The 19,435-nt window shown below is 73.1% G+C and carries 12 protein-coding genes; 4 read left to right on the top strand and 8 right to left on the bottom strand.

Annotated elements, in window-relative coordinates:
• The gene (locus JT362_RS18655) at nucleotides 1-9,957 is read left to right on the top strand and encodes a type I polyketide synthase (protein WP_260192585.1); all 9,957 of its coding nucleotides are present in this window, start codon (nucleotides 1-3) and stop codon (nucleotides 9,955-9,957) included.
• On the opposite strand, the gene JT362_RS18650 is transcribed toward JT362_RS18655, so the two are convergent.
• Both JT362_RS18650 and JT362_RS18645 read right to left on the bottom strand, forming a co-directional pair.
• Nucleotides 9,950-10,411, bottom strand: coding sequence for a DUF6194 family protein (locus JT362_RS18650; RefSeq protein WP_260192583.1), 462 nt, complete (start codon nucleotides 10,409-10,411; stop codon nucleotides 9,950-9,952). The genes JT362_RS18655 and JT362_RS18650 overlap by 8 nt on opposite strands.
• A gap of 72 nt (nucleotides 10,412-10,483) precedes the next feature.
• A complete protein-coding gene (locus tag JT362_RS18645; protein ID WP_260192581.1) occupies nucleotides 10,484-10,966 on the bottom strand; it encodes a YflT domain-containing protein in 483 nt (160 codons plus the stop codon).
• 173 nt (nucleotides 10,967-11,139) lie between these two features.
• On the opposite strand from JT362_RS18645, the gene JT362_RS18640 reads away from it, so the two are divergent.
• Nucleotides 11,140-12,474, top strand: a complete 1,335-nt coding sequence (locus JT362_RS18640; RefSeq protein ID WP_260192580.1) for a YjiH family protein — start codon at nucleotides 11,140-11,142, stop codon at nucleotides 12,472-12,474.
• Between the two features lie 322 nt (nucleotides 12,475-12,796).
• Here the strand turns inward: JT362_RS18640 and JT362_RS18635 are convergent, their stop codons facing one another.
• The 5 genes from JT362_RS18635 to JT362_RS18615 are packed head-to-tail and all read right to left on the bottom strand — an operon-like array spanning nucleotide 12,797 to nucleotide 16,279.
• Entirely contained in the window at nucleotides 12,797-13,546 is a 750-nt protein-coding gene (locus JT362_RS18635) for a thioesterase II family protein (protein ID WP_260192578.1), read from the bottom strand.
• Nucleotides 13,543-14,310: a hypothetical protein gene (locus JT362_RS18630; RefSeq protein WP_260192576.1), complete on the bottom strand. Its 768-nt coding sequence runs from the start codon at nucleotides 14,308-14,310 to the stop codon at nucleotides 13,543-13,545. Before JT362_RS18630 ends, JT362_RS18635 begins: the two co-directional genes overlap by 4 nt.
• A 15-nt stretch (nucleotides 14,311-14,325) precedes the next feature.
• Entirely contained in the window at nucleotides 14,326-14,928 is a 603-nt protein-coding gene (locus tag JT362_RS18625; RefSeq protein WP_260192575.1) for a response regulator transcription factor, read from the bottom strand.
• Nucleotides 14,925-16,064, bottom strand: a complete 1,140-nt coding sequence (locus JT362_RS18620; protein ID WP_260192574.1) for a sensor histidine kinase — start codon at nucleotides 16,062-16,064, stop codon at nucleotides 14,925-14,927. Before JT362_RS18620 ends, JT362_RS18625 begins: the two co-directional genes overlap by 4 nt.
• On the bottom strand, nucleotides 16,061-16,279 hold the full coding sequence (locus tag JT362_RS18615) for a hypothetical protein (RefSeq protein WP_260192572.1): 219 nt from the start codon (nucleotides 16,277-16,279) through the stop codon (nucleotides 16,061-16,063). Before JT362_RS18615 ends, JT362_RS18620 begins: the two co-directional genes overlap by 4 nt.
• 134 nt (nucleotides 16,280-16,413) lie before the next feature.
• Here JT362_RS18615 and JT362_RS18610 point away from each other — a divergent pair, with 134 nt between their 5' ends.
• Together JT362_RS18610 and JT362_RS18605 are read left to right on the top strand one after the other, a co-directional pair.
• Entirely contained in the window at nucleotides 16,414-17,298 is an 885-nt protein-coding gene (locus JT362_RS18610; RefSeq protein ID WP_260192571.1) for an ABC transporter ATP-binding protein, read from the top strand.
• A 25-nt stretch (nucleotides 17,299-17,323) separates the two neighbouring features.
• Nucleotides 17,324-18,043 (top strand): ABC transporter permease, encoded by a 720-nt coding sequence (locus JT362_RS18605; RefSeq protein WP_260192570.1) that lies wholly within the window; start codon nucleotides 17,324-17,326, stop codon nucleotides 18,041-18,043.
• Here JT362_RS18605 and pdxR read toward each other — a convergent pair.
• Nucleotides 18,000-19,403 carry a MocR-like pyridoxine biosynthesis transcription factor PdxR gene (pdxR, locus tag JT362_RS18600; protein WP_260192568.1) on the bottom strand — a complete coding sequence of 468 codons (1,404 nt, stop codon included), beginning with the start codon at nucleotides 19,401-19,403 and terminating at the stop codon, nucleotides 18,000-18,002. The two genes, JT362_RS18605 and pdxR, sit on opposite strands and share 44 nt — an antisense overlap.
• Nucleotides 19,404-19,435 lie beyond the last annotated feature (32 nt).

The raw sequence follows: 19,435 nt of genomic DNA, 5'->3' as shown, positions 1-19,435 counted from the left end.
GTGGAAGCCTCCGTCGAACAGATCGTCGCCGCGCTGCGCGAGTCCATGGTGGACAACGAGCGGCTGCGCGAGCAGCAGGAGCGGACCACCGAGCCCGTCGCGATCGTCGGCATGGCCTGCCGGTACCCCGGCGGCGTCGGCTCGCCCGAACAGCTGTGGGACCTGGTCGCCGACGGCGTCGACGCGATCGGCGAGTTCCCCACCGACCGCGGCTGGGACGTCGAGCGGCTGTACGACCCCGAACCGGGCGTCCCCGGCCGCAGCTACACCCGCTCCGGCGGGTTCCTGTACGACGCCGCCGGGTTCGACGCGGAGTTCTTCGGCATCAGCCCACGCGAGGCGACCGAGATGGACCCGCAGCAGCGGCACCTGCTCGAGGTGTCCTGGGCGGCGCTGGAGAACGCGGGCGTCGACCCGCGCTCGCTGCGCGGGGGCCGCACCGGCGTGTTCGCCGGCGTGATGTACCACGACTACGGCTCCGGCGGCGCCGACGGCAGCCTGGTCTCCGGCCGGGTCGCCTACACCCTCGGCCTGGAGGGACCGGCCGTCACCGTGGACACGGCGTGCTCCTCGTCGCTGGTCGCGCTGCACTGGGCGATCCAGGCACTGCGCAAGGGGGAGTGCACACTCGCCCTGGCCGGCGGCGTGACCGTGATGGCGACCCCGGAGACGTTCGTCGAGTTCAGCCGCCAACGGGGGCTCGCCGCCGACGGGCGGTGCAAGTCCTTCTCCGACGACGCCGACGGCACCGGCTGGGGCGAGGGCGCCGGCGTGCTCGTCGTCGAACGGCTCTCCGACGCCCGCCGCAACGGCCACCGCGTACTCGCCGTGGTCCGCGGCAGCGCGGTCAACTCCGACGGCGCGAGCAGCGCGATCACCGCCCCCAACGGCACCGCGCAGCAGCGGGTGATCCGCGCGGCGCTCGCCGACGCCGGACTGTCCACACGCGACGTCGACGCGGTCGAGGCGCACGGCACCGGCACCACCCTCGGCGACCCGATCGAGGCGCAGGCCCTGCTCGCCACCTACGGCCGCGACCGGGACGAGCCGCTGTGGCTCGGCTCGCTCAAGTCCAACATCGGCCACACCCAGGCCGCGGCCGGCGTCGGCGGCATCATCAAGGTGATCCAGGCGATGCGGCACGACACGCTGCCCAGGACCCTGCACGCCGGCACCCCGTCCCGGCAGGTCGACTGGACCGCCGGCCGGGTCGAGCTGCTCACCGAGCCGGTGCCGTGGCCACGCGGCGACCGCCCGCGCCGCGCCGCGGTGTCCTCGTTCGGCATCAGCGGCACCAACGCGCACGTGATCGTCGAGGAGGGCGACCCCGCCGACGCCCCGGCCCCGGACCCCCGGCCGGTGCCCGTGCTGCTCTCCGCCCGCACGGAGCCAGCCCTGCGTGCGCTGGCCGCCCGGCTCGCGTCCCGCGCCGACGACGCCACCCTGCCGGACCTCGGCTACACGCTCGCCACCGGACGCGCCGCCCTCGACCACCGCGCCGCCGTCGTCGCGGCCGACCACACCGAGCTGCGCCGCGGCCTGGACCTGCTGGCCGAGGGCGGGGGAGCGGTCGCCGCGGGCGACGGCCGCACCGCGTTCCTGTTCACCGGTCAGGGTGCCCAGCGGCCCGGCATGGGCCGGGAGCTGGCCGCCGCGTTCCCGGTGTTCGCGGACGCCCTGGACGAGGTGTGCGCGCTGCTCGACCCGCACCTGGACCGGCCGCTGCGCACCGTGCTGTGGGCCGGACCGGACACCGCCGACGCGGCCCTGCTCGACCAGACCGCCTACACCCAGCCCGCGCTGTTCGCGTTCGAGGTCGCACTGCACCGGCTGCTGGCGTCCTGGGGCGTGCGCCCGGACGTGGTCGCCGGGCACTCGATCGGCGAGGTCACCGCCGCGCACGTCGCCGGCGTGCTCTCCCTGCCCGACGCCTGCACCCTGGTCGCCGCCCGCGGCCGGCTGATGTCGGAGCTGCCGGCCGGCGGCGCGATGCTGGCCGTCGGCGCGCCGGCGGACCGGGTGCGTCCGCTGCTCACCGCCGGGTTGGACCTCGCCGCGGTGAACGGCCCGGCGTCGGTCGTCGTGTCCGGAGTGGACTCCGAGGTGGCCGCGCTCGCCGCGCGGTGTGCGGACGAGGGCCACCGGACCACCCGGCTCAGCGTGTCGCACGCGTTCCACTCCGCGCTGATGGACCCGATGCTGGCCCGGTTCCGCGAGGTCGTCGCCGGGCTCACGTTCACGCCGCCCCGCCTGCCGCTGGTGTCCACCGTGACGGGCACCGTGACCGGCGCCGAGGTCGACCCGGAGCACTGGGTGCGGCAGGTGCGGGACACCGTCCGGTTCGCCGACGCCGTCACCACGCTCGCCGGCACCGGCGTGGACACGTTCGTCGAGGTCGGCCCGGACGCGGTGCTCGCCGCGATGGGCGCCGCCACGCTTGACGCGGTGTTCGTGCCGACCGCCCGGCGCGGCCACGACGAGGTCGGGGAGCTGACCGCCGCCGTCGCCCGCCTGCACACGCACGGCGTCGCCGTCGACTGGGCCGCCGTGTTCGCCGGCCGCGGCGCGCGCCTGGTGCCGCTGCCGACGTACCCGTTCGAGCACCGGCGCTTCTGGCTGTCCCAGGACACCGGCCGGGACCGCGCCGTCGCCACCGCCGGGCTGACCGGCCTCGACCACCCGCTGCTCGGCGCCGTCGTGCCGGCCGCGGACTCCGACGGCCTGGTGCTGACCGGGCGGCTCTCGGTCGAGGCGCAGCCGTGGCTCGCCGACCACGCGGTGCACGGCGCGGTCCTGGTGCCCGGTACCGCGCACGTCGAGCTGGCCAGGTGCGCCGCCGAGCAGGCCGGGTGCGCCTCGGTCGAGGAGCTGACCCTGCTGGCCCCGCTCGTACTGCCCCCACGCGGCGACGTGCCGGTGCAGGTGGTCGTGGGCGCGGACGAGGCGGGCCGCCGCCCGGTGCGGATCTTCTCGCGGTCCGACGCGGACACCTGGACCTGCCACGCGAGCGGCACCCTCGCCCGCGACACCGCCCCCGGCACACCGCTGACCCAGTGGCCGCCGCCGGACGCGGTGCCGCTCGACGTCACCGGCGCGTACGACCGGCTGGCCGGGCGCGGCTACGACTACGGCCCGGCGTTCCGCGGCCTGCGCGCGGCCTGGCGCCGGGGCGAGGAGCTGTTCGCCGAGGTCGAGCTGCCCGAGCAGGCGCGTGGTGGCGGGTTCGGGCTGCACCCGGCGCTGCTGGACGCCGCCCTGCACGTCGGCCTGCTCGCCGACGACGGCCAGGACGTCGCGCTGCTCCCGTTCGTGTGGCACGGCCTGCGCTGGCACGGCGCCGCGGACACCGTGCGGGTCCGGCTCACCCGCGTGCGCGGCGACGAGGAGACCGCCCTGGTCGTCGCCGACCAGGCCGGGCGGCCGGTGGCCGAGGTGCGTTCGGTGGTCGCGCGTCCGGTGTCGGCCACCCAGCTCGCCGCCGGCACGGTCCACGACGCCCTGTTCGGCGTCGACTGGATCCCCACCGGCGACGCGGCCCGCGAGCCGGTGCCCGAGTCGGCGCTGCTCGTCCTCGACCCCGACGTCGACGACCAGCCGGCCGCCGCGCGGGCGCTGCTCGGTGCCGTGCTCGACGCCGTGCGCGCCAGGCCGGCCGGCTTCCGCCTGGTCGTGGTGACCAGGAACGCGCAGGCGAACCCGGCCGCCGCCGCCGTGTGGGGGCTCGTGCGGGCGACGGAGGCGGAGAACCCCGGCCGGTTCGTGCTGCTCGACCTCGACCCCGGTGCCGAGGTACCGGCGTCGCTGCCCCCGCACGAGCCGGAGCTGGCCGTGCGCGGCGGCGACCTGCTGGTGCCCCGGCTGGCCAGGGTCACCCCCGGCGAGTCCACTGTGGATCTCGGTGCCGGCCCGGTCCTGGTCACCGGTGGCACCGGCGGGCTCGGCGCGCTGCTCGCCCGCCACCTGGTGACCACGCACGGCGTCCGGCACCTGCTGCTCACCAGCCGCCGCGGCCAGGACGCCCCGGGAGCGGCCGAGCTGCGGGCCGAGCTGACCGCGCTCGGCGCCACCGTCACGATCGTCGCCTGTGACGTGTCCGACCGGGACAGCGTCGCCGCGCTGCTGGCCGCGCACCCGGTCCGCGCGGTCGTGCACGCGGCCGGCGTCGCCGAGGGCGGCACCTCGGACACCCTCACCGTCGAGCGGATGGACCGGACGCTGCGGGCGAAGGTCGACGGCGCCTGGCACCTGCACGAGCTGACCCGCGACCGGGACCTGGCCGCGTTCGTGCTGTTCTCCTCCGCCGCCGGCACGCTGCTCGGCGCCGGGCAGGGCGGCTACGCGGCGGCGAACGCGTTCCTCGACGGCCTCGCCGAACGCCGCCGCGCCGACGGCCTGCCCGCGGTCTCGCTGGCCTGGGGCCTGTGGGCCGACCGCACCGGCATGGGCGGCGACCTCACCGACGCCGACCTGCGCCGGATGGACCGCCTCGGCCTGCCCGCCCTGTCCACCGCCGACGGCCTGGCCCTGTTCGACGCCGCCCTCGCCACCGACCGTCCCGTCCTGCTGCCCGTGCGCCTCGACCTGCCGGTACTGCGCGCCAGGACCGACGCGATCCCGGCGGTGCTCCGCGACCTGGTCCGCCGCCCGGCCCGCGGCACGTCCGCCCCGGCCGGGCTCGCGCACCTGGCCGGCCTGCCCGCCGACGAGCGCGACCGCGCGTTGCTCGACCTCGTGCGGACCCAGGTCGCCACCGTCCTCGGGCACGCCGGCCCGGACGCGGTCGAGCCGGGCCGCGCCTTCGCCGAGCTGGGCTTCGACTCGCTCGCCGCGCTGGAGCTGCGCAACCAGCTGTCCGGCGTCACCGGCCTGCGGCTGCCGGCGACCCTGGTGTTCGACCGCCCGAACTGCCGCGCCGTGGCCGACCTCCTGGCCGGCGAACTGTCCGCCCCCGCACCCACGGTCACCCGCCCGGCGGCCGAGCTACCCGACGACGACCCGATCGTGATCGTCGGCATGGCCTGCCGCTACCCGGGCGGCGTGGCGTCCCCGGAGGACCTGTGGCGGCTGGTCGCCGACGGCGTGGACGCGATCGGCGAGTTCCCCACCGATCGCGGCTGGGACACCGGCGCGCTGTTCGACCCGGAGCCGGGCCGGCCGGGTCGCAGCTACGTGCGGCACGGGGGTTTCCTGTACGACGCGGGGGAGTTCGACGCCGGCTTCTTCGGCATCAGCCCGCGGGAGGCGCGGGCCATGGACCCGCAGCAGCGGCTGCTGCTGGAGACCTCGTGGGAGGCGTTGGAGCGGGCCGGCATCGATCCCGCCGGGCTCGCCGGCAGCCAGACCGGCGTGTTCACCGGCGTCATGTACCACGACTACGGGCCGGGCGGGAGCGCCGGCAGCATCGTCTCCGGTCGGGTGGCCTACCACCTGGGGCTGGCGGGGCCGGCGGTGTCGGTGGACACGGCGTGCTCGTCGTCGCTGGTGGCGCTGCACCTGGCGGTGCGGTCGCTGCGGCAGGGCGAGTGCTCACTGGCCGTGGCGGGCGGGGTGACGGTGATGGCGACCCCCGGCATGTTCGTGGAGTTCAGCGAGCAGCGCGGCCTGGCCCCGGACGGGCGGTGCAAGCCGTTCGCGGAGGCCGCCGACGGGACGGCGTGGTCCGAGGGCGCCGGGATGCTCGTGGTGGAGCGGCTCTCGGACGCGCGGCGCAACGGGCACCCGGTGCTGGCGGTCGTCGCCGGCTCGGCGGTCAACTCCGACGGCGCGTCGAACGGCCTGTCCGCCCCGAACGGTCCGGCGCAGCAGCGGGTGATCCGTGCCGCCCTGGCGGACGCGGGACTGTCATCCGCCGATGTGGACGTGGTGGAGGCGCACGGCACCGGTACGGCGTTGGGTGACCCGATCGAGGCGCAGGCCGTGCTGGCCACCTATGGCCGGGACCGGGACGAGCCGTTGTGGTTGGGGTCGCTGAAGTCGAACCTCGGCCACACCCAGGCGGCCGCCGGTGTGGGCGGCGTGATCAAGATGGTGTCGGCTATGCGCGCCGGGATCCTGCCGAGGACCCTGCACGTGGACGAGCCGTCGTCGCATGTGGACTGGTCGTCGGGGAATGTGCGGCTGTTGACCGAGGCTCAGGAGTGGGCCGCCGGTCCGCGCCGCGCGGCCGTGTCCTCCTTCGGGCTCAGCGGCACCAACGCCCACGTCATCCTGGAGCAGGTCGCGCCGGTCGAGGTGGAGCCGTCGCCGGATCGGGTGGTGCCGTTGGTGTTGTCGGCGCGGAGTGAGGTGGCGTTGCGGGAGTTGGCGTCCCGGTTGGCTGATGATGTGGAGCCGCTGGTCGAGGTGGCGCGAACGCTTGCGGTGTCGCGGTCGTCGTTGGAACACCGGGCTGTCGTGGTGGCCGCCGATGGGGACGACGCGATCGTGGGTCTGCGTGCGGTGGCCGATGGTGGCGGGATCACCGGTACGGCTGTGGATGGCCGGTTGGCGTTCGTGTTCACCGGTCAGGGCGCGCAGCGGATCGGGATGGGCCGTGAACTGGCCGCCGTGTTCCCCGTGTTCGCGTCGGCGTTCGACGAGGTGTGTGCTCAGCTTCCTGGGGTGTACTCGGGTGACGACCCGGAGGTGTTGAACCGGACCGAGCACGCGCAGGCGGGGCTGTTCGCGTTCGAGGTGGCGTTGTTCCGGCTGCTGGAGTCCTGGGGTGTGCGCCCGGACTCGGTGGTCGGGCACTCGATCGGGGAGATCGCGGCCGCGCATGTGGCCGGGGTGTTCTCGTTGGCGGATGCCTGCGCGTTGGTGTCGGCGCGTGGCCGGTTGATGCAGGCCCTACCGGCGGGCGGCGCGATGGTCGCGGTGCATGCCGCCGAAGCCAATGTGCTGCCGCTGTTGACCGAGGGGGTGGCGATCGCGGCGGTGAACGGGCCGCGCTCGGTGGTGGTTTCCGGTGTGGAGGCCGAGGTGCTGGCGGTGGTGGAGCGGTTGGGTTGTCGGCACACGCGCCTTCGGGTGTCGCACGCCTTCCACTCGCCGTTGATGGACCCGATGCTCGACGAGTTCCGCACCGTCGCGGAGTCCCTGACCTACCAGTCGCCCCGGCTGCCGCTGGTGTCCACTGTGACCGGTCGTGTCACGGATGTGGCGAATCCCGGCTACTGGGTGGACCAGGTTCGGGCGACCGTGCGGTTCGCCGACGCCATGGCCACCCTCGACGATGCCACCTGCCTGGAGGTCGGTCCCGACGCCGTGCTGCCCGGCTGTGTCCCGACCCAGCGCGCGAGCCAGCCAGAGGACGGCGCCCTGCTCACCGCGGTCGGACGGCTGCACGTCACCGGCATCAGCCCCGACTGGACCGCCCTGCTCGGCGCACCGACCCGGCACGTCGACCTGCCCACCTACCCGTTCCAACGCCAGCGGTACTGGACCAGCACCGGAACCGCGCTGCTCGACACCACCGTCACCCTGGCCGACTCCGGCACCGTCGTGCTCACCGGACGCCTGTCCACCGACACCCAACCCTGGCTCGCCGACCACACCGTCGACGGCACGATCCTGTTCCCCGGCACCGGGTTCGTCGAACTCGCCCTGCACGCCGCCCACGAGACCGGCCACGACCGCGTCGAGGAACTGACCCTGCACGCGCCCCTGCCACTCGACCACGGCGCCGACCTCCAGGTCGTGGTCACCGAGGACCGGTTCACCGTCCACGCCCGCCCCCACGACGAAGCGCCCTGGACCCGGCACGCCTCCGGCACCCTCACCACCGGCGACCACCGGACCCCCGCCCGGCTCGACGAATGGCCACCCCCCGGCGCCGAGCCACTGCTCCTCGACGACCTGTACGACCGGCTCGCCGAGCGCGGTCTCGCCTACGGTCCCGCCTTCCAGGGAACCCGAACCGCCTGGCGCCGCGGCGACGAGGTGTTCGCCGAGGTCACCCTTCCCGGCAACGATCCGTCCTCGTTCCACCTGCACCCCGCGCTCCTCGACGCCGCCACGCACGCCCGCCTCGACACCGACGGCCCCGTCGAGGTCCCGTTCGCCTGGCACGGCGTCACCTCGCACGCCACCGGCGCCACCGCCGCCCGGGTGCGGATCGCACCCGCCGGCACCGACGCCGTCACGCTGACCCTCGCCGACCAGGCAGGCGAACCCGTGGCCACCGTCGAGTCCCTCATCGCCCGCCCGATCGCCACCACCGGCCGCACTGACGACCTCTACACCCTGGACTGGCGCCCCGGCCCCACCCCGGCCGCCGCCGACCCCTACCCCGAGTTCGACACCCTGCCACACGGGACTCCCGAGGTCGCCGTCCTCACCTGTCACGCCGAGCCGGGCCTGGACCCCGGCACGGCCACCCACCGCGCGGTCCTACGCGCCCTCGACGCCACCCGCCGCTGGCTCACCGACGAACGGTTCGCCACCTCCCGGCTCGCCGTCGTCACCTCCGGCGCCGTCGCCACCGGACCAGACGACCAGGTCACCGACCTCCCGGCAGCCGCCGTCTGGGGCCTCGTCCGCGCCGCCGAGGCCGAGAACCCCGGCCGGTTCACCCTCGTCGACGCCGGCCAGGAGGTCCCGCCGCACACCCTCGCCGGCGCCATCGCCACCGGCGAACCCGAGCTGGCCGTCCGCGACGGCGCGCTCCTGGTGCCGAGGCTCCGCCGCGCCGACCAGCCGACCGGTGAGCCGGCCTGGCCGACCACCGGAACCGTCCTGGTCACCGGCGGCACCGGCGGCCTCGGCCGCCTGGTCGCCCGCCACCTCGCCGGCACCCACGGCGTCCGGGACCTGCTCCTGGTCAGCCGTCGCGGCCCCGCCGCCCCCGGCGCCGACGACCTCGTCGCCGAACTGGCCACCCTGGGCGCCCGGGCCACCGTCGCGGCCTGCGACGTCGCCGACCGCGCCGCCCTGGCCGACCTGCTGAGCCGGCACCGACCCACCGCCGTCGTGCACACCGCCGGCGTCCTCGACGACGGCGTGCTCACCGCGCTCACCCCGGAACGCACCGCCGCCGTACTGCGCGCCAAGGTCGACGCCGCCTGGCACCTGCACGAGCTGACCCGCGACCACGGCCTCGACGCGTTCGTCCTGTTCTCCTCGATCGCCGGCATCGGTGGCGCCGCCGGCCAGGCCAACTACGCCGCCGCCAACGCGTTCCTCGACGCCCTGGCCCAGCACCGCCACGCCCGAGGCCTTCCCGCCCACGCACTGGCCTGGGGCCGCTGGTCCACCGGCGACGACATGACCGCGACCCTCACCGCCACCGACCAGACTCGGATGTCCCGCTCCGGCCTGACCCCGATGCCCGAGGCGCTCGCACTGTCCCTCCTGGACACCGCACTGTCCACGCGGGACCCCTACCTGGTGCCCGCCCGCCTGGACCTCCCCGCACTGCGTGCCCAGGCCGACACCCTGGCCCCCGTCTTCCGCGGCCTCGTCCGCCACCGCACCCGCCAGGCCGCCGAGCCCACCGAGTCCGCTCTGACCACCCGCCTGACCACCGCGCCCCCCGCCGAACGCCGCCACCTGCTGCTCGACCTGGTGCGCACCCACGCCGCCGCGGTGCTCGGCCACGACCGCCCCGACGCGATCCCCGCCGAACAGGGCTTCCTGGAGATGGGCTTCGACTCCCTGACCGCTTTGGAACTCCGCAACCGCCTCACCGGCGTGACCGGCCACCGCGTGCCGGCGACCCTGGTGTTCGACCACCCGAACCCCGCCGCGGTGGCCGACCACCTCGCCGCCGAACTGGCCCCCGACGACCCGGCCCGCCGCCTCGACACCGAGCTGACCGCCCTGGAGAAGTCGGTGGCCGCCGCCCCCGCCGAGGCCCGCGCCCAACTCGCCACCCGACTACGCGAGCTGGCCGCGCGCTGCGCCCCGCAGGCCGGGACGGACCTGGAGACCTCGACCGCGGACGAGCTGTTCGCGATCCTCGACGCCGAACTCAGGTGAGCCGGGAACGCGCGTTGGCGTACTTGCGGGCGGCGAACGCGTGCGCCTCCGCCAGCAGCGGCGGAATGGCGTCCCGGGTCGCCGGCCCCGGGTTCACCACGGCCACCCAGTATTGCGACGCGTAGATCGGATGCGGCGTCAGCCGGTCGCGCGCCGCGTGGTCGTGCCCGGTCACCAGGATCCCGTTCTCGTCCCGCTCGGTCGGAGCGGCACCGAACATCGACGTATAGGTGCCCTTCGTCAGCCCGATGTTCAACCGGTACGCGCCCGGCTCGTCCAACGCGGACACGCTGTCGTAGTTGTCCCCGGTCACGATCGTCACGAACGGGAACGTGCGCTCGTCGGGCAGGTCGGCCTCCGGGTCGTAGATCAGGAAGATGTCCCCGGCGTTCTCCATCACCCGGATCCCGTCGAACGTCTCGCAGATGTGCTGCTTCATCTCTTCGGCATTCATGCCTTCAAGTCTGTCATTGAACTCCTTTTGGAGACTTGGACGCCGATACTCGCCAGCCTGCCTGGCGAAGCCTCAAATCGGACTATGGTCGCGCAACGCCCGCGCCGCGTCGTCGGACACCTCGGCTTCGACCAGCAGGTCGTAGGACTCGGCCCGCAGGTTCGGCACCGAACTGAAGTCCCGCCGCCCGCCCGTGCCGAGATGGGACAGCCACCCCACGATCGCGCCGATGACCGCCCCGATGACCGCGCCGTAGAGGGCGACCAGAAGCCCGGAGATCACCGGCGCCATCCAGTTGAAGAGGCCGAGCAGCCAGCCGAGCAGCGCACCGGCGACCGCCCCGGACGCGGCCCCCCGCCCGGCCGCCGTGAGCGCGGTGAGCCGACCCGTGACCTGCTCCACCCACTCCAGCCCCCGGCCGACGATCGCCGTATGCCGAACGGGGAAGCCGTTGTCGGACAGGAAGTCCACCGCCCGCTCCGCGTCCGCGTAGCGCGGGTACGACGCGATGACGACGCTCGGGCGCTGGGTGGTGTCCTCGGTTGGTGGTGTCATCGTCAGCTCTCCTTGTCGGGTTCCTCCCGCAGCGCTACCCATGCCCGGCGGTCGGAAACCCGGGGGAGAGGCCGAGCGCACGCCGCGTCTGGAATCCGAGACATTCGCTCCGGACGTCGTGTTCCGCGTGGTGGAAGAGCGTGCGAGGCTGCCCGGGCGGAGGTGGTGTGCCGATGGCGACAGAGCAGCACGGCGAAGCCCGGACCAGCGAGAACGTCACCGGTGACGTGCCCATGTGGACGTTCTTCGTCTACAGCCTGGTGGGTGCGTTCGTGTTCTTCGTGCCGGTCGAGCTGAACGGTGAGAGCTCCATCCTGCTCGACCACACGGTTAGCGCGATCGAGTCGTGGGTGCCCGGCGTGCTGCCGTACTTCGCGCTGGCGATCATCCTGGCCGGCGCGGTGCACCCGTTCGTCACCGGCACCTGGCGGCGGTCGGCGGTGACCGTGGTGTTCTCGGTGTTCAAGGTGGTCGGGCTGGTCGTGGGCGTGATGCTCGTGTTCGACGTCGGTCCGGCGTGGCTGTTCGCCGAGGACATGGGCCCGTTCCTGCTGAACAGTCTGGTGATCCCGGTCGGCCTGCTGGTGCCGATCGGCGCGGTGTTCCTGGCGCTGCTGGTCGGCTACGGCCTACTGGAGTTCATCGGTTCCCTGGTACAGCCCGTGATGCGCCCGGTATGGCGCACCCCAGGCCGCTCCGCGATCGACGCCGTCGCCTCGTTCGTCGGCAGCTACTCGCTGGGTCTCCTGATCACGAACCGGGTCTACAAGGAGGGCAAGTACTCCGCCCGCGAGGCCGCCGTCATCGCGACCGGGTTCTCGACGGTGTCGGCCACTTTCATGGTGGTCGTAGCGACGACGCTGGACCTGATGGGCAGCTGGAACACCTACTTCTGGACCTCGTTGTTGGTGACGTTCGCCGTCACCGCGATCACCGTACGGATCTGGCCCCTGTCCAGGATCGAGGACAGCTACTTCGAAGGCGCCGTGCCCCAACCGGAGCAGGTCAGCCGAGGCCAACGCTTCCCCCAAGCGTGGCGCGAAGCCCGCAAAGCCGTCGCCGAAGCCCCACCCCTGGGCAGGAACATCCTCCGCAACCTCCGCGACGGCATCCTGATGACGATGGCGATCCTCCCGTCGATCCTGTCCATCGGCCTACTCGGTCTGGTGCTCGCGACCTACACCCCGGTGTTCGACTGGCTCGGGTACGTCTTCTACCCGTTCACCTGGGCCCTGCAACTCCCCGAACCACTCCTGGCCGCCAAGGCCTCCGCGGTCGGCATCGCCGAGATGTTCCTCCCCGCATTGCTGGTCGTGGAGTCAGCGGCCGCGGTGAAGTTCGTTGTCGGCGTGGTGTCGGTGTCCCAGATCATCTTCTTCTCCGCGCTGGTGCCGTGCATCGTCGCCACCGACATCCCGATCTCCGTCCCCAAGCTGATCGTGATCTGGTTCCAGCGCGTGGTCCTCACCCTGATCATCGTGACCCCGATAGCCCTACTGCTGTACTGACGCCGAGCCTCCACGCTTTCACTCGTGGTCCAACAGCGTGAAGCCGAGCCGGGTGACGACCGCCATCGAGGCGGCGTTCTCGGGGCCGACAGCGGCACGATGCGGTGCAGACCGAGCGTGACGAACCCGAAGGTGACCATCGTTCGGGCGGCGTCGGTGGCGTACCCCTTGCCCAGTGGCGGGCGGAGATGGCGTAACCGAGTTTGGCCGCCTTGACTCCGGTCAGACCGAGGAAGAACTCCGTGCGAGGATCCAGTCGCGCACGCTCGATCACGCCGACAAGCAGCGCCGTACCGACCACGCAACTCGTGTGGGAGCCCGGTCATCCGGACGGGTGAGCGCCGAGGGCTGCGATCTGGTCGGAGAGCGCGGTGACGATCTCCTGTTGGTGGTCCTGGAGGAAGAAGTGGCCGCCGGGGAACACGGTGAGGGTGAACGGGCCGGTGGTGTGGGCGGCCCAGTCGCGGGCCTCGTCGACGGTGACCTTCGGGTCGTTGTCGCCGACGAGGGCGATGATCGGGCAGCGGAGGGTTTCGCCGGGGGAGTGGTGGTACGTCTCGGCGGCCCGGTAGTCGGCCCGGAGCGCGGGCAGGATCATCCGCACCAGCTCGTCGTCGGCGAGGAGCGTGGCTTCGGTGCCGGACATGCGGCGTAGTTCGGCGAGGAGGCCGTCGTCGGGGAGTAGGTGGACGCGTTCGTGGCGGGTGGTGGTGGGGCCGCGGCGGCCGGAGGCGAACAGGGCGACTACCTCCCGTCCGGACGACTGGAGGCGGCGGGCCGTCTCGTACGCGATGCTCGCGCCCAGGCTGTGGCCGAACAGGACGATCGGGAGGTCCAGCCACGGGTCCAGTGCCGAGGCGGCGGCGTCGGCGAAGGCCGACACGTCGTCCAGGCACGGCTCGGTGCGGCGGTCCTGGCGGCCGGGGTACTGCAGGCAGATCACCTCCACCGACGGGGCCAGCGCCCGCGACACCGGGAAGAAGTAGCTGGCCGAGCCCCCGGCGTGCGGGAAGCAGACCAACCGTGCGCGCGGGTCGTCCGAGGGGTGGAAACGCCGGACCCATTCCGTCACAGGGGCTCCTCACCCTCGATCGTGGACACCGTGAGCAGGAGCGGGCTGGTGACGCCCTGCTGCGCGGCCAGGTCGCCGAGGAACGCACCCAGCCAGCCGAGAGCGTCCGGCGACCACTCGGCGAGCGTCCCCTCGAACGTCACCCGCTGCCCGGGCGGCCCGTTCCAGAAACCGTCGTCGAACGGCGGCGCCGGCGGCTCGTGCCCACCGACCTCGGAGGACTCACACACGAAAACGTCCTGGTGCAGCTGGCGGATCCGGTCACGTAGCGCGCCGGCCGCCTCGGGCACCGACGTGGCCCGCCCGCTGTCCAGCGTGACCCGCACCGGCGTCCTCGACCGGGGATCCCGGTCATCGAACCATCGGGCGGCGAACATCGACGGCGTCCTCGGCGACGGTTCCAGGCCCTGTACCGGCAACAGCACCTGCACCGCCCGCAACCCCAGCCGCCCGATCCGCGCCACCACGTCCCCCGCACAGCGCAGGAACGGCTGCACCGGAAGCGGCCGATCCCCGGGCACCGCCTCGGCCCCCACCTGGAACCACGCGACCAGCGACGACCCGGGATCACCCAGCCCGGCGTCGTTCATACCCCACAGGCCGTCGATCCACCCCATGGCGACCGACCGGTCGTGGAACAGGGCGTACGGGTCCCGCGAACCCCGCTCCGGGTGCGGCCGCAACGACCCGTACAGCGCCGCGAACATCGGGCCAGCGGTCCTCGGACCCGCGGGATCCAGGCCGGGGTGGGCGTCAGTAGGCATGCCTCACAGCATGCCTCACAGCCAGTCGTGTTCGCGGGCGTACCGGGCGGCTTCGTGCCGGGTCCTGGTCTGGGTCTTCTGCATGGCGTTGGACAGGTAGTTGCGCACCGTGCCCTCGGCGAGGTGGAGCTGGCCGGCGATGTCGGCCACCGAGTAGCCGTCACCGGTCGCGCGGAGCACGTCGACCTCGCGGTCGGTCAGCGGGCAGTCGTCCACGACGGCGAGCGCGGACACGTCCGGGTCGATCCACCGCTTGCCCCCGTGCAGGGTTCCGATCACCGTGGCGATGTGCGCCGGCTCCGCCGACTTGCTCACGAACCCCTGCACCCCGAGCTTCAGCGCCTTGCGGAGCACCCCCGGCCGGGCGTGCCTGGTCAGCATCAGGATCACCTGGTCCGGCCGGGTCCGGCGGATCTCCGCGACGGCGCCGAGCCCGTCCACGCCGGGCATCTCCAGGTCGACGACGAGCACGTCGGGCCGGTGCCGCAGGGTGGCCTCGACGGCCTCCGCGCCGTCCGATGCCTCGGCGAGCACGGTGATCTCGCCCTCGAGCGGGAGCAGCGACGCCATCGCCTTGCGGAGCAGGGCCTCGTCGTCGGCGAGTACGACCGTCGTCATGGGTCCTCCCGCCATTGGCCACCGGGGAACGCCGCCGCGGTCAGGAAACGCCCGCCCTGCTGCTCCACTGTCAGCTCGCCTCCGTCGCCCGCCACCCGTTCCCTGAGCGTAGCCAACCCGCGCAGCTCGTCGAGCGGGGCTTCCGGTGCGCCGTCGTTGTCGATGGCGATGCCCGACCGGGACAGGGTGATCAGCACCTCCGTGGCCTGGGCGTGCCGCAGGATGTTCGTCGTGGTCTCCCGGAGCACCTGGCCGAGCAGCTCGTTGGCGTGCGGGTCGACGTCCGACTCGCGCTCGACCCGCACGCGAATTCCCGCGGCCTCGAACAGGTTCTTCGCGTTCTCCAGCTCCGCGGACAGGTTGAGCCGCCGCTGCGCGTAGGCGAGCTCCTTGGTCTGCTTGATCGTGTCCCCGACCAGGGCGTGGATCTCCCGGAGCTCCTCGGCCGCCCGGTCGGCGTCGGTGCGCACGAGCCGCTCGGCCAGCGCGACCTTCAGCTTCACCACGTGCAGGGTGTGGCCCTGGATGTCGTGCAGGTCGCTGGCGAAGCGGGCCCGTTCCTGGACGACCGCCAGCTCCGCCTCGCGTTCCCGCGCCTCGTCCAGCTCGTCCAGCACTCTGTAGAACGCCTGGTTGGCGAACATGAACCCGATCGTCACCACGATGACGCCGGTGGGGATGAGCACGTACGTGACCAGGACGCCGGGCACGTCGTCGGACAGCGACAGCCTGGTCGCGCCCACCGCGGCGACCAGCGCGGTCATCCCGACGGCCGCCGCCCCACGGTGGCGGGGCAGTGCCGGCACGATGAGACAGGCGACGACGGAGATGCCGTAGAACGCGGTGTGGCCTTCCGTCAGCACCCCGAACACCCACACCGCCATGCTGACGACCAGGCACGGGACCGCCACCCGAGCGAGGTCGTCCGCCGCCCAGCGCACGACGGCCACCAGCGCCGTCAGCACGCCCAGGGCCAGGACCGCGGCCTGCCACCAGTTCGTGGCGTCGATCACGACCAGGAGCGTCCCCACGGGCGCGAGCGCACTGACCTGCGTGACGATGTTCAACGTCCGCAGCCTGCCCCGCGCCGTGTCGCCGCAAGCGGCCGAGCGGTAGGTCCGTCGGTGCTCGGTCACCGCCGCGTCCTCGGGCTGATCAGGGGGAGCGCCAGTGCACTGGCGACCGCGATGGCCACGGCCGTCCACATCAGCCACTCGTTGTTCTCGAACCACGCCGCCACGTCGTCCGGGAAGAGGCCGAAGCCGAGGTAGTGCAGCAGGAACGCCACGCACACCAGGAGGAACACGGCCAGGTTGGCCGTCAGCAGGATGCGCATCGGTCTGGTGTCCATTGTGCCCAGTATTCGTCGAATCCCCCGACCTCACCAGTGACGCCGTGTCATGCCTTCACCCCGAGATTCGTCATGCCCAAGTGGTGACGTGGCCGCACTGGTCGGTGGCCGTTCCGACGGCTGGAATTCAGGGCATGACCTCCACAGCAGTCATCGACGTCGAACACCTGCACCTCTCCTACGGCGACTTCCACGCCGTCCGGGACCTGTCCTTCCAGGTGCGGCAGGGCGAGCTCTACGCCCTGCTCGGCACGAACGGCGCGGGGAAGACCTCGACGCTGGAGACCGTCGAGGGCCACCGCGCGGCCACCTCCGGCACGGTGCGGGTCTTCGGGCAGAGCCCCCGCGACCGGCGCGCCGTGCGGTCCCGGATGGGCATCATGCTGCAGGAGAGCGGGTTCTCCCCGGACCTGACGGTCAAGGAGTCGGTCGGACTGATCGGCGGGCTCACCGGGCGCACCGACCGGGTCGACCGGGTGCTCCACATCGTCGACCTCACCCGCAAGGCCGGCACCAGGGTGTCCCAGCTCTCCGGCGGCGAGAAGCGGCGCCTGGACTTCGCCACCGCCGTGTACGGCACGCCCGAGCTGGTCTTCCTGGACGAGCCGACCACCGGCCTGGACATCCAGTCGCGGGACGACCTCTGGGCCACCGTGGGCAGGCTGCGCGAGGCCGGCTCCACCATCGTGCTCACCACGCACTACCTGGAGGAGGCGCAGCAGCACGCGGACCGCATCGGCCTGATGCACCAGGGCACGTTCCACCGCGAGGGCACCGTCGCCGAGCTGACCAGGACCCTGCCCGCCGTCATCCGCTTCGGCCTGCCGACGCCCGCGCCCGCGCTGCCGGTGCAGGCCACCCGTGAGGCCGACGGCAGGTTCCTCGTCGAGACCTTCAGCCTGCAGAAGGACCTGCACGTCGTGCTCCGCTGGGCGCGGGACAACGGGTTGGAGCTGCGGGACCTCGAAGCCGGCCCGACCCGGCTCGACGACGTCTTCCGCGCCATCGGCACCGAATAGACCACGTACGGAAAGGACTTCCGCAATGCTTCCCATCGCGCTCAGCGAACTCGTTCAGATCTTCCGGAACCGGCTGGTCCTGGTCACCAGCTTCATCATGCCGGTGGCCATCGCCGCGTTCTTCATCTACCGCCACGAGCTGTTCGCGTCGGTCGGCAGCCTCGGCTACATCGCGGCGATCGTGATGTTCACCGTCGGCGCGTTCGGCCTCTACACCACGACCGTGACGACGCTGGCCTCGCGCCGGCAGAACCTGTTCCTCAAACGCCTGCGCTCCACCGCGATCGGCGACGCCGGCATCCTGTCCGGGCTGCTGCTCCCGGTCACCGTGATCGCGCTGGTCCAGGTGGTGGTGATCCTGGTGGTGCTGGCAGTGGTCGCCGGCGGTCCGGACAACGTCGTCCTGCTGGCGGCGGCCGTCGTCTCGATGCTGGTGATGATGCTGGGCCTCGGCCTGGCCACGGCGGGCCTGACGAACTCCCCGGAGCACGCGCAGGTGACCACCCTGCCGGTCAGCATCGGCACGATCGCCGTGGCCAGCTGGGTGGGCATCGCCGGCACCGAGGAACTCACCCTGGTCAAGCGGCTGCTGCCCGGCGGCTCGGCCACCGAACTGGTCGTCAACGCCTGGAACGGCGGCGTCGCCGTGACGGACTCGCTGCTCCTGCTGGCGCCCACGCTGGCCTGGGTGATCGTCGCCGTCACGCTGGCCTCCCGGATGTTCCGCTGGGAACCGCGCCGCTGACGATGGTGGCGAGCCGATGGATGCCTTCCTCGATGCGGTGGGGCGTGAGCCTGCTGTAGCCCAGTACGAGCGCCGCGGGCCGTTCTCGCGTCGAGCCGAACCGGTAGCGGTCCAACGGCCGGACCAGGATGCCGTGGCGTGCGGCGGTGGCGGCGAGACGGGGCGCGTCCGTGCCCTCGGGCAGCCTGACCAGGACGTGCAGACCCGCGGAGATGCCGGTCGCACGGGAGCCGGGCAGCAGTCGGCGCAGGGCCGCGATCAGCGCGTCGCGTCGAAGGCGGTACTCGCGACGGGTTCGCCGCAGGTGCCGGTCGAGGTCGCCGCGGGCGACGAACTCGGCGACGGTGGCCTGGATGATCGAGGCGGTGAACCCGTCGCCGTGCGCGCGGGCGGCGACCACTTCGTCGCGCAGCGCCGGAGGAACGACCAGCCAGCCGAGTCGCAGCCCGGGCGCCAGGCTCTTGGACAGGCTGCCGACGTGGATGACGTGATCGGGCGCGATCCCTTGCAGGGCACCGACCGGGTGACCGTCGTAGCGGTACTCGGCGTCGTAGTCGTCCTCGATGACGTACGCGTCGCTGGTGCGTGCCCAGTCGAGCAGGTCGATCCGGCGGCCGGCCGAGAGCACCACGCCGGTCGGGTACTGGTGGGCGGGCGTGACGAGCACCGCGCCCGCCCCGGACGCGGCCAGCCGGTCCACCCGCAGCCCCTCGTCGTCGACCTCGACGGGGTGGCAGCCGGCGCCGAGCTGCTCCCGCCAGCTGGGGTGGCCCGGGTCCTCGACCGCGACGCCCCGCGAGGCGAGTACCCGGGCCAGCAGGCTCAACCCGTGCGAGAACCCGTTGCACACCACGATGTCGTCCGGCCCGCAGGACACGCCCCGGACCCGGCCCAGGTAGTCGGCCAGCGTCTCGCGCAGTGCCGGGAGCCCAGCCGGGTCGCCGTAGCCCAGTGCCTGGTCGGGTAGGGACCGCATGGCGGTGCGGGTCGCGCGAGCCCAGGCCGCGTGCGGGAACAGGCCGACGTCCGGGGCTCCCGGCCGGAAGTCGTGACGAACACCGTCCGGCCGCGGGTGCCGGGATCGTGGTTCCCGGGGCGTGGTGATCGCGTTGACGACGGTGCCCCAGCCCTGCCGGGAGGTCAGGTAGCCCTCGGCGGTCAGCTGGTGGTAGGCCGCGACGACGACCCCGCGGGTGATCCGGAGGTCCGCGGCGAGCGTGCGGGACGAGGGCAGCCGGACGCCGGGGCGCAGCCGGCCCGCCCTGATGGCGTCCCGCAGGTTCCGCTCCAACTGGGCGCGCAGACCGCGCGGACGGGAGCGGTCGAGCTCCACGAACAACTCGGGTGAACTGGTACTCATAACCGGTCCGGAATTGGAACTCCTATCGGCAC

Origin of the sequence: Actinophytocola gossypii (assembly GCF_025165815.1) — a bacterium.
GTDB lineage: Bacteria > Actinomycetota > Actinomycetes > Mycobacteriales > Pseudonocardiaceae > Actinophytocola > Actinophytocola gossypii.
The sequence above is the reverse complement of the archived record's forward strand: the minus strand, read 5'-3'. Positions and strand labels throughout refer to the sequence as shown.

Excerpts from the sequence above, each read along its gene's own strand:
- JT362_RS18645 (WP_260192581.1), bottom strand. The coding sequence starts at position 10,966 with ATGACACCACCAACCGAGGACACCACCCAGCGCCCGAGCGTCGTCATC.
- JT362_RS18605 (WP_260192570.1), top strand. The coding sequence starts at position 17,324 with ATGCTTCCCATCGCGCTCAGCGAACTCGTTCAGATCTTCCGGAACCGG.
- JT362_RS18640 (WP_260192580.1), top strand. The coding sequence starts at position 11,140 with ATGGCGACAGAGCAGCACGGCGAAGCCCGGACCAGCGAGAACGTCACC.
- JT362_RS18630 (WP_260192576.1), bottom strand. The coding sequence starts at position 14,310 with ATGCCTACTGACGCCCACCCCGGCCTGGATCCCGCGGGTCCGAGGACC.
- JT362_RS18650 (WP_260192583.1), bottom strand. The coding sequence starts at position 10,411 with ATGAATGCCGAAGAGATGAAGCAGCACATCTGCGAGACGTTCGACGGG.
- JT362_RS18615 (WP_260192572.1), bottom strand. The coding sequence starts at position 16,279 with ATGGACACCAGACCGATGCGCATCCTGCTGACGGCCAACCTGGCCGTG.
- JT362_RS18625 (WP_260192575.1), bottom strand. The coding sequence starts at position 14,928 with ATGACGACGGTCGTACTCGCCGACGACGAGGCCCTGCTCCGCAAGGCG.
- pdxR (WP_260192568.1), bottom strand. The coding sequence starts at position 19,403 with ATGAGTACCAGTTCACCCGAGTTGTTCGTGGAGCTCGACCGCTCCCGT.
- JT362_RS18610 (WP_260192571.1), top strand. The coding sequence starts at position 16,414 with ATGACCTCCACAGCAGTCATCGACGTCGAACACCTGCACCTCTCCTAC.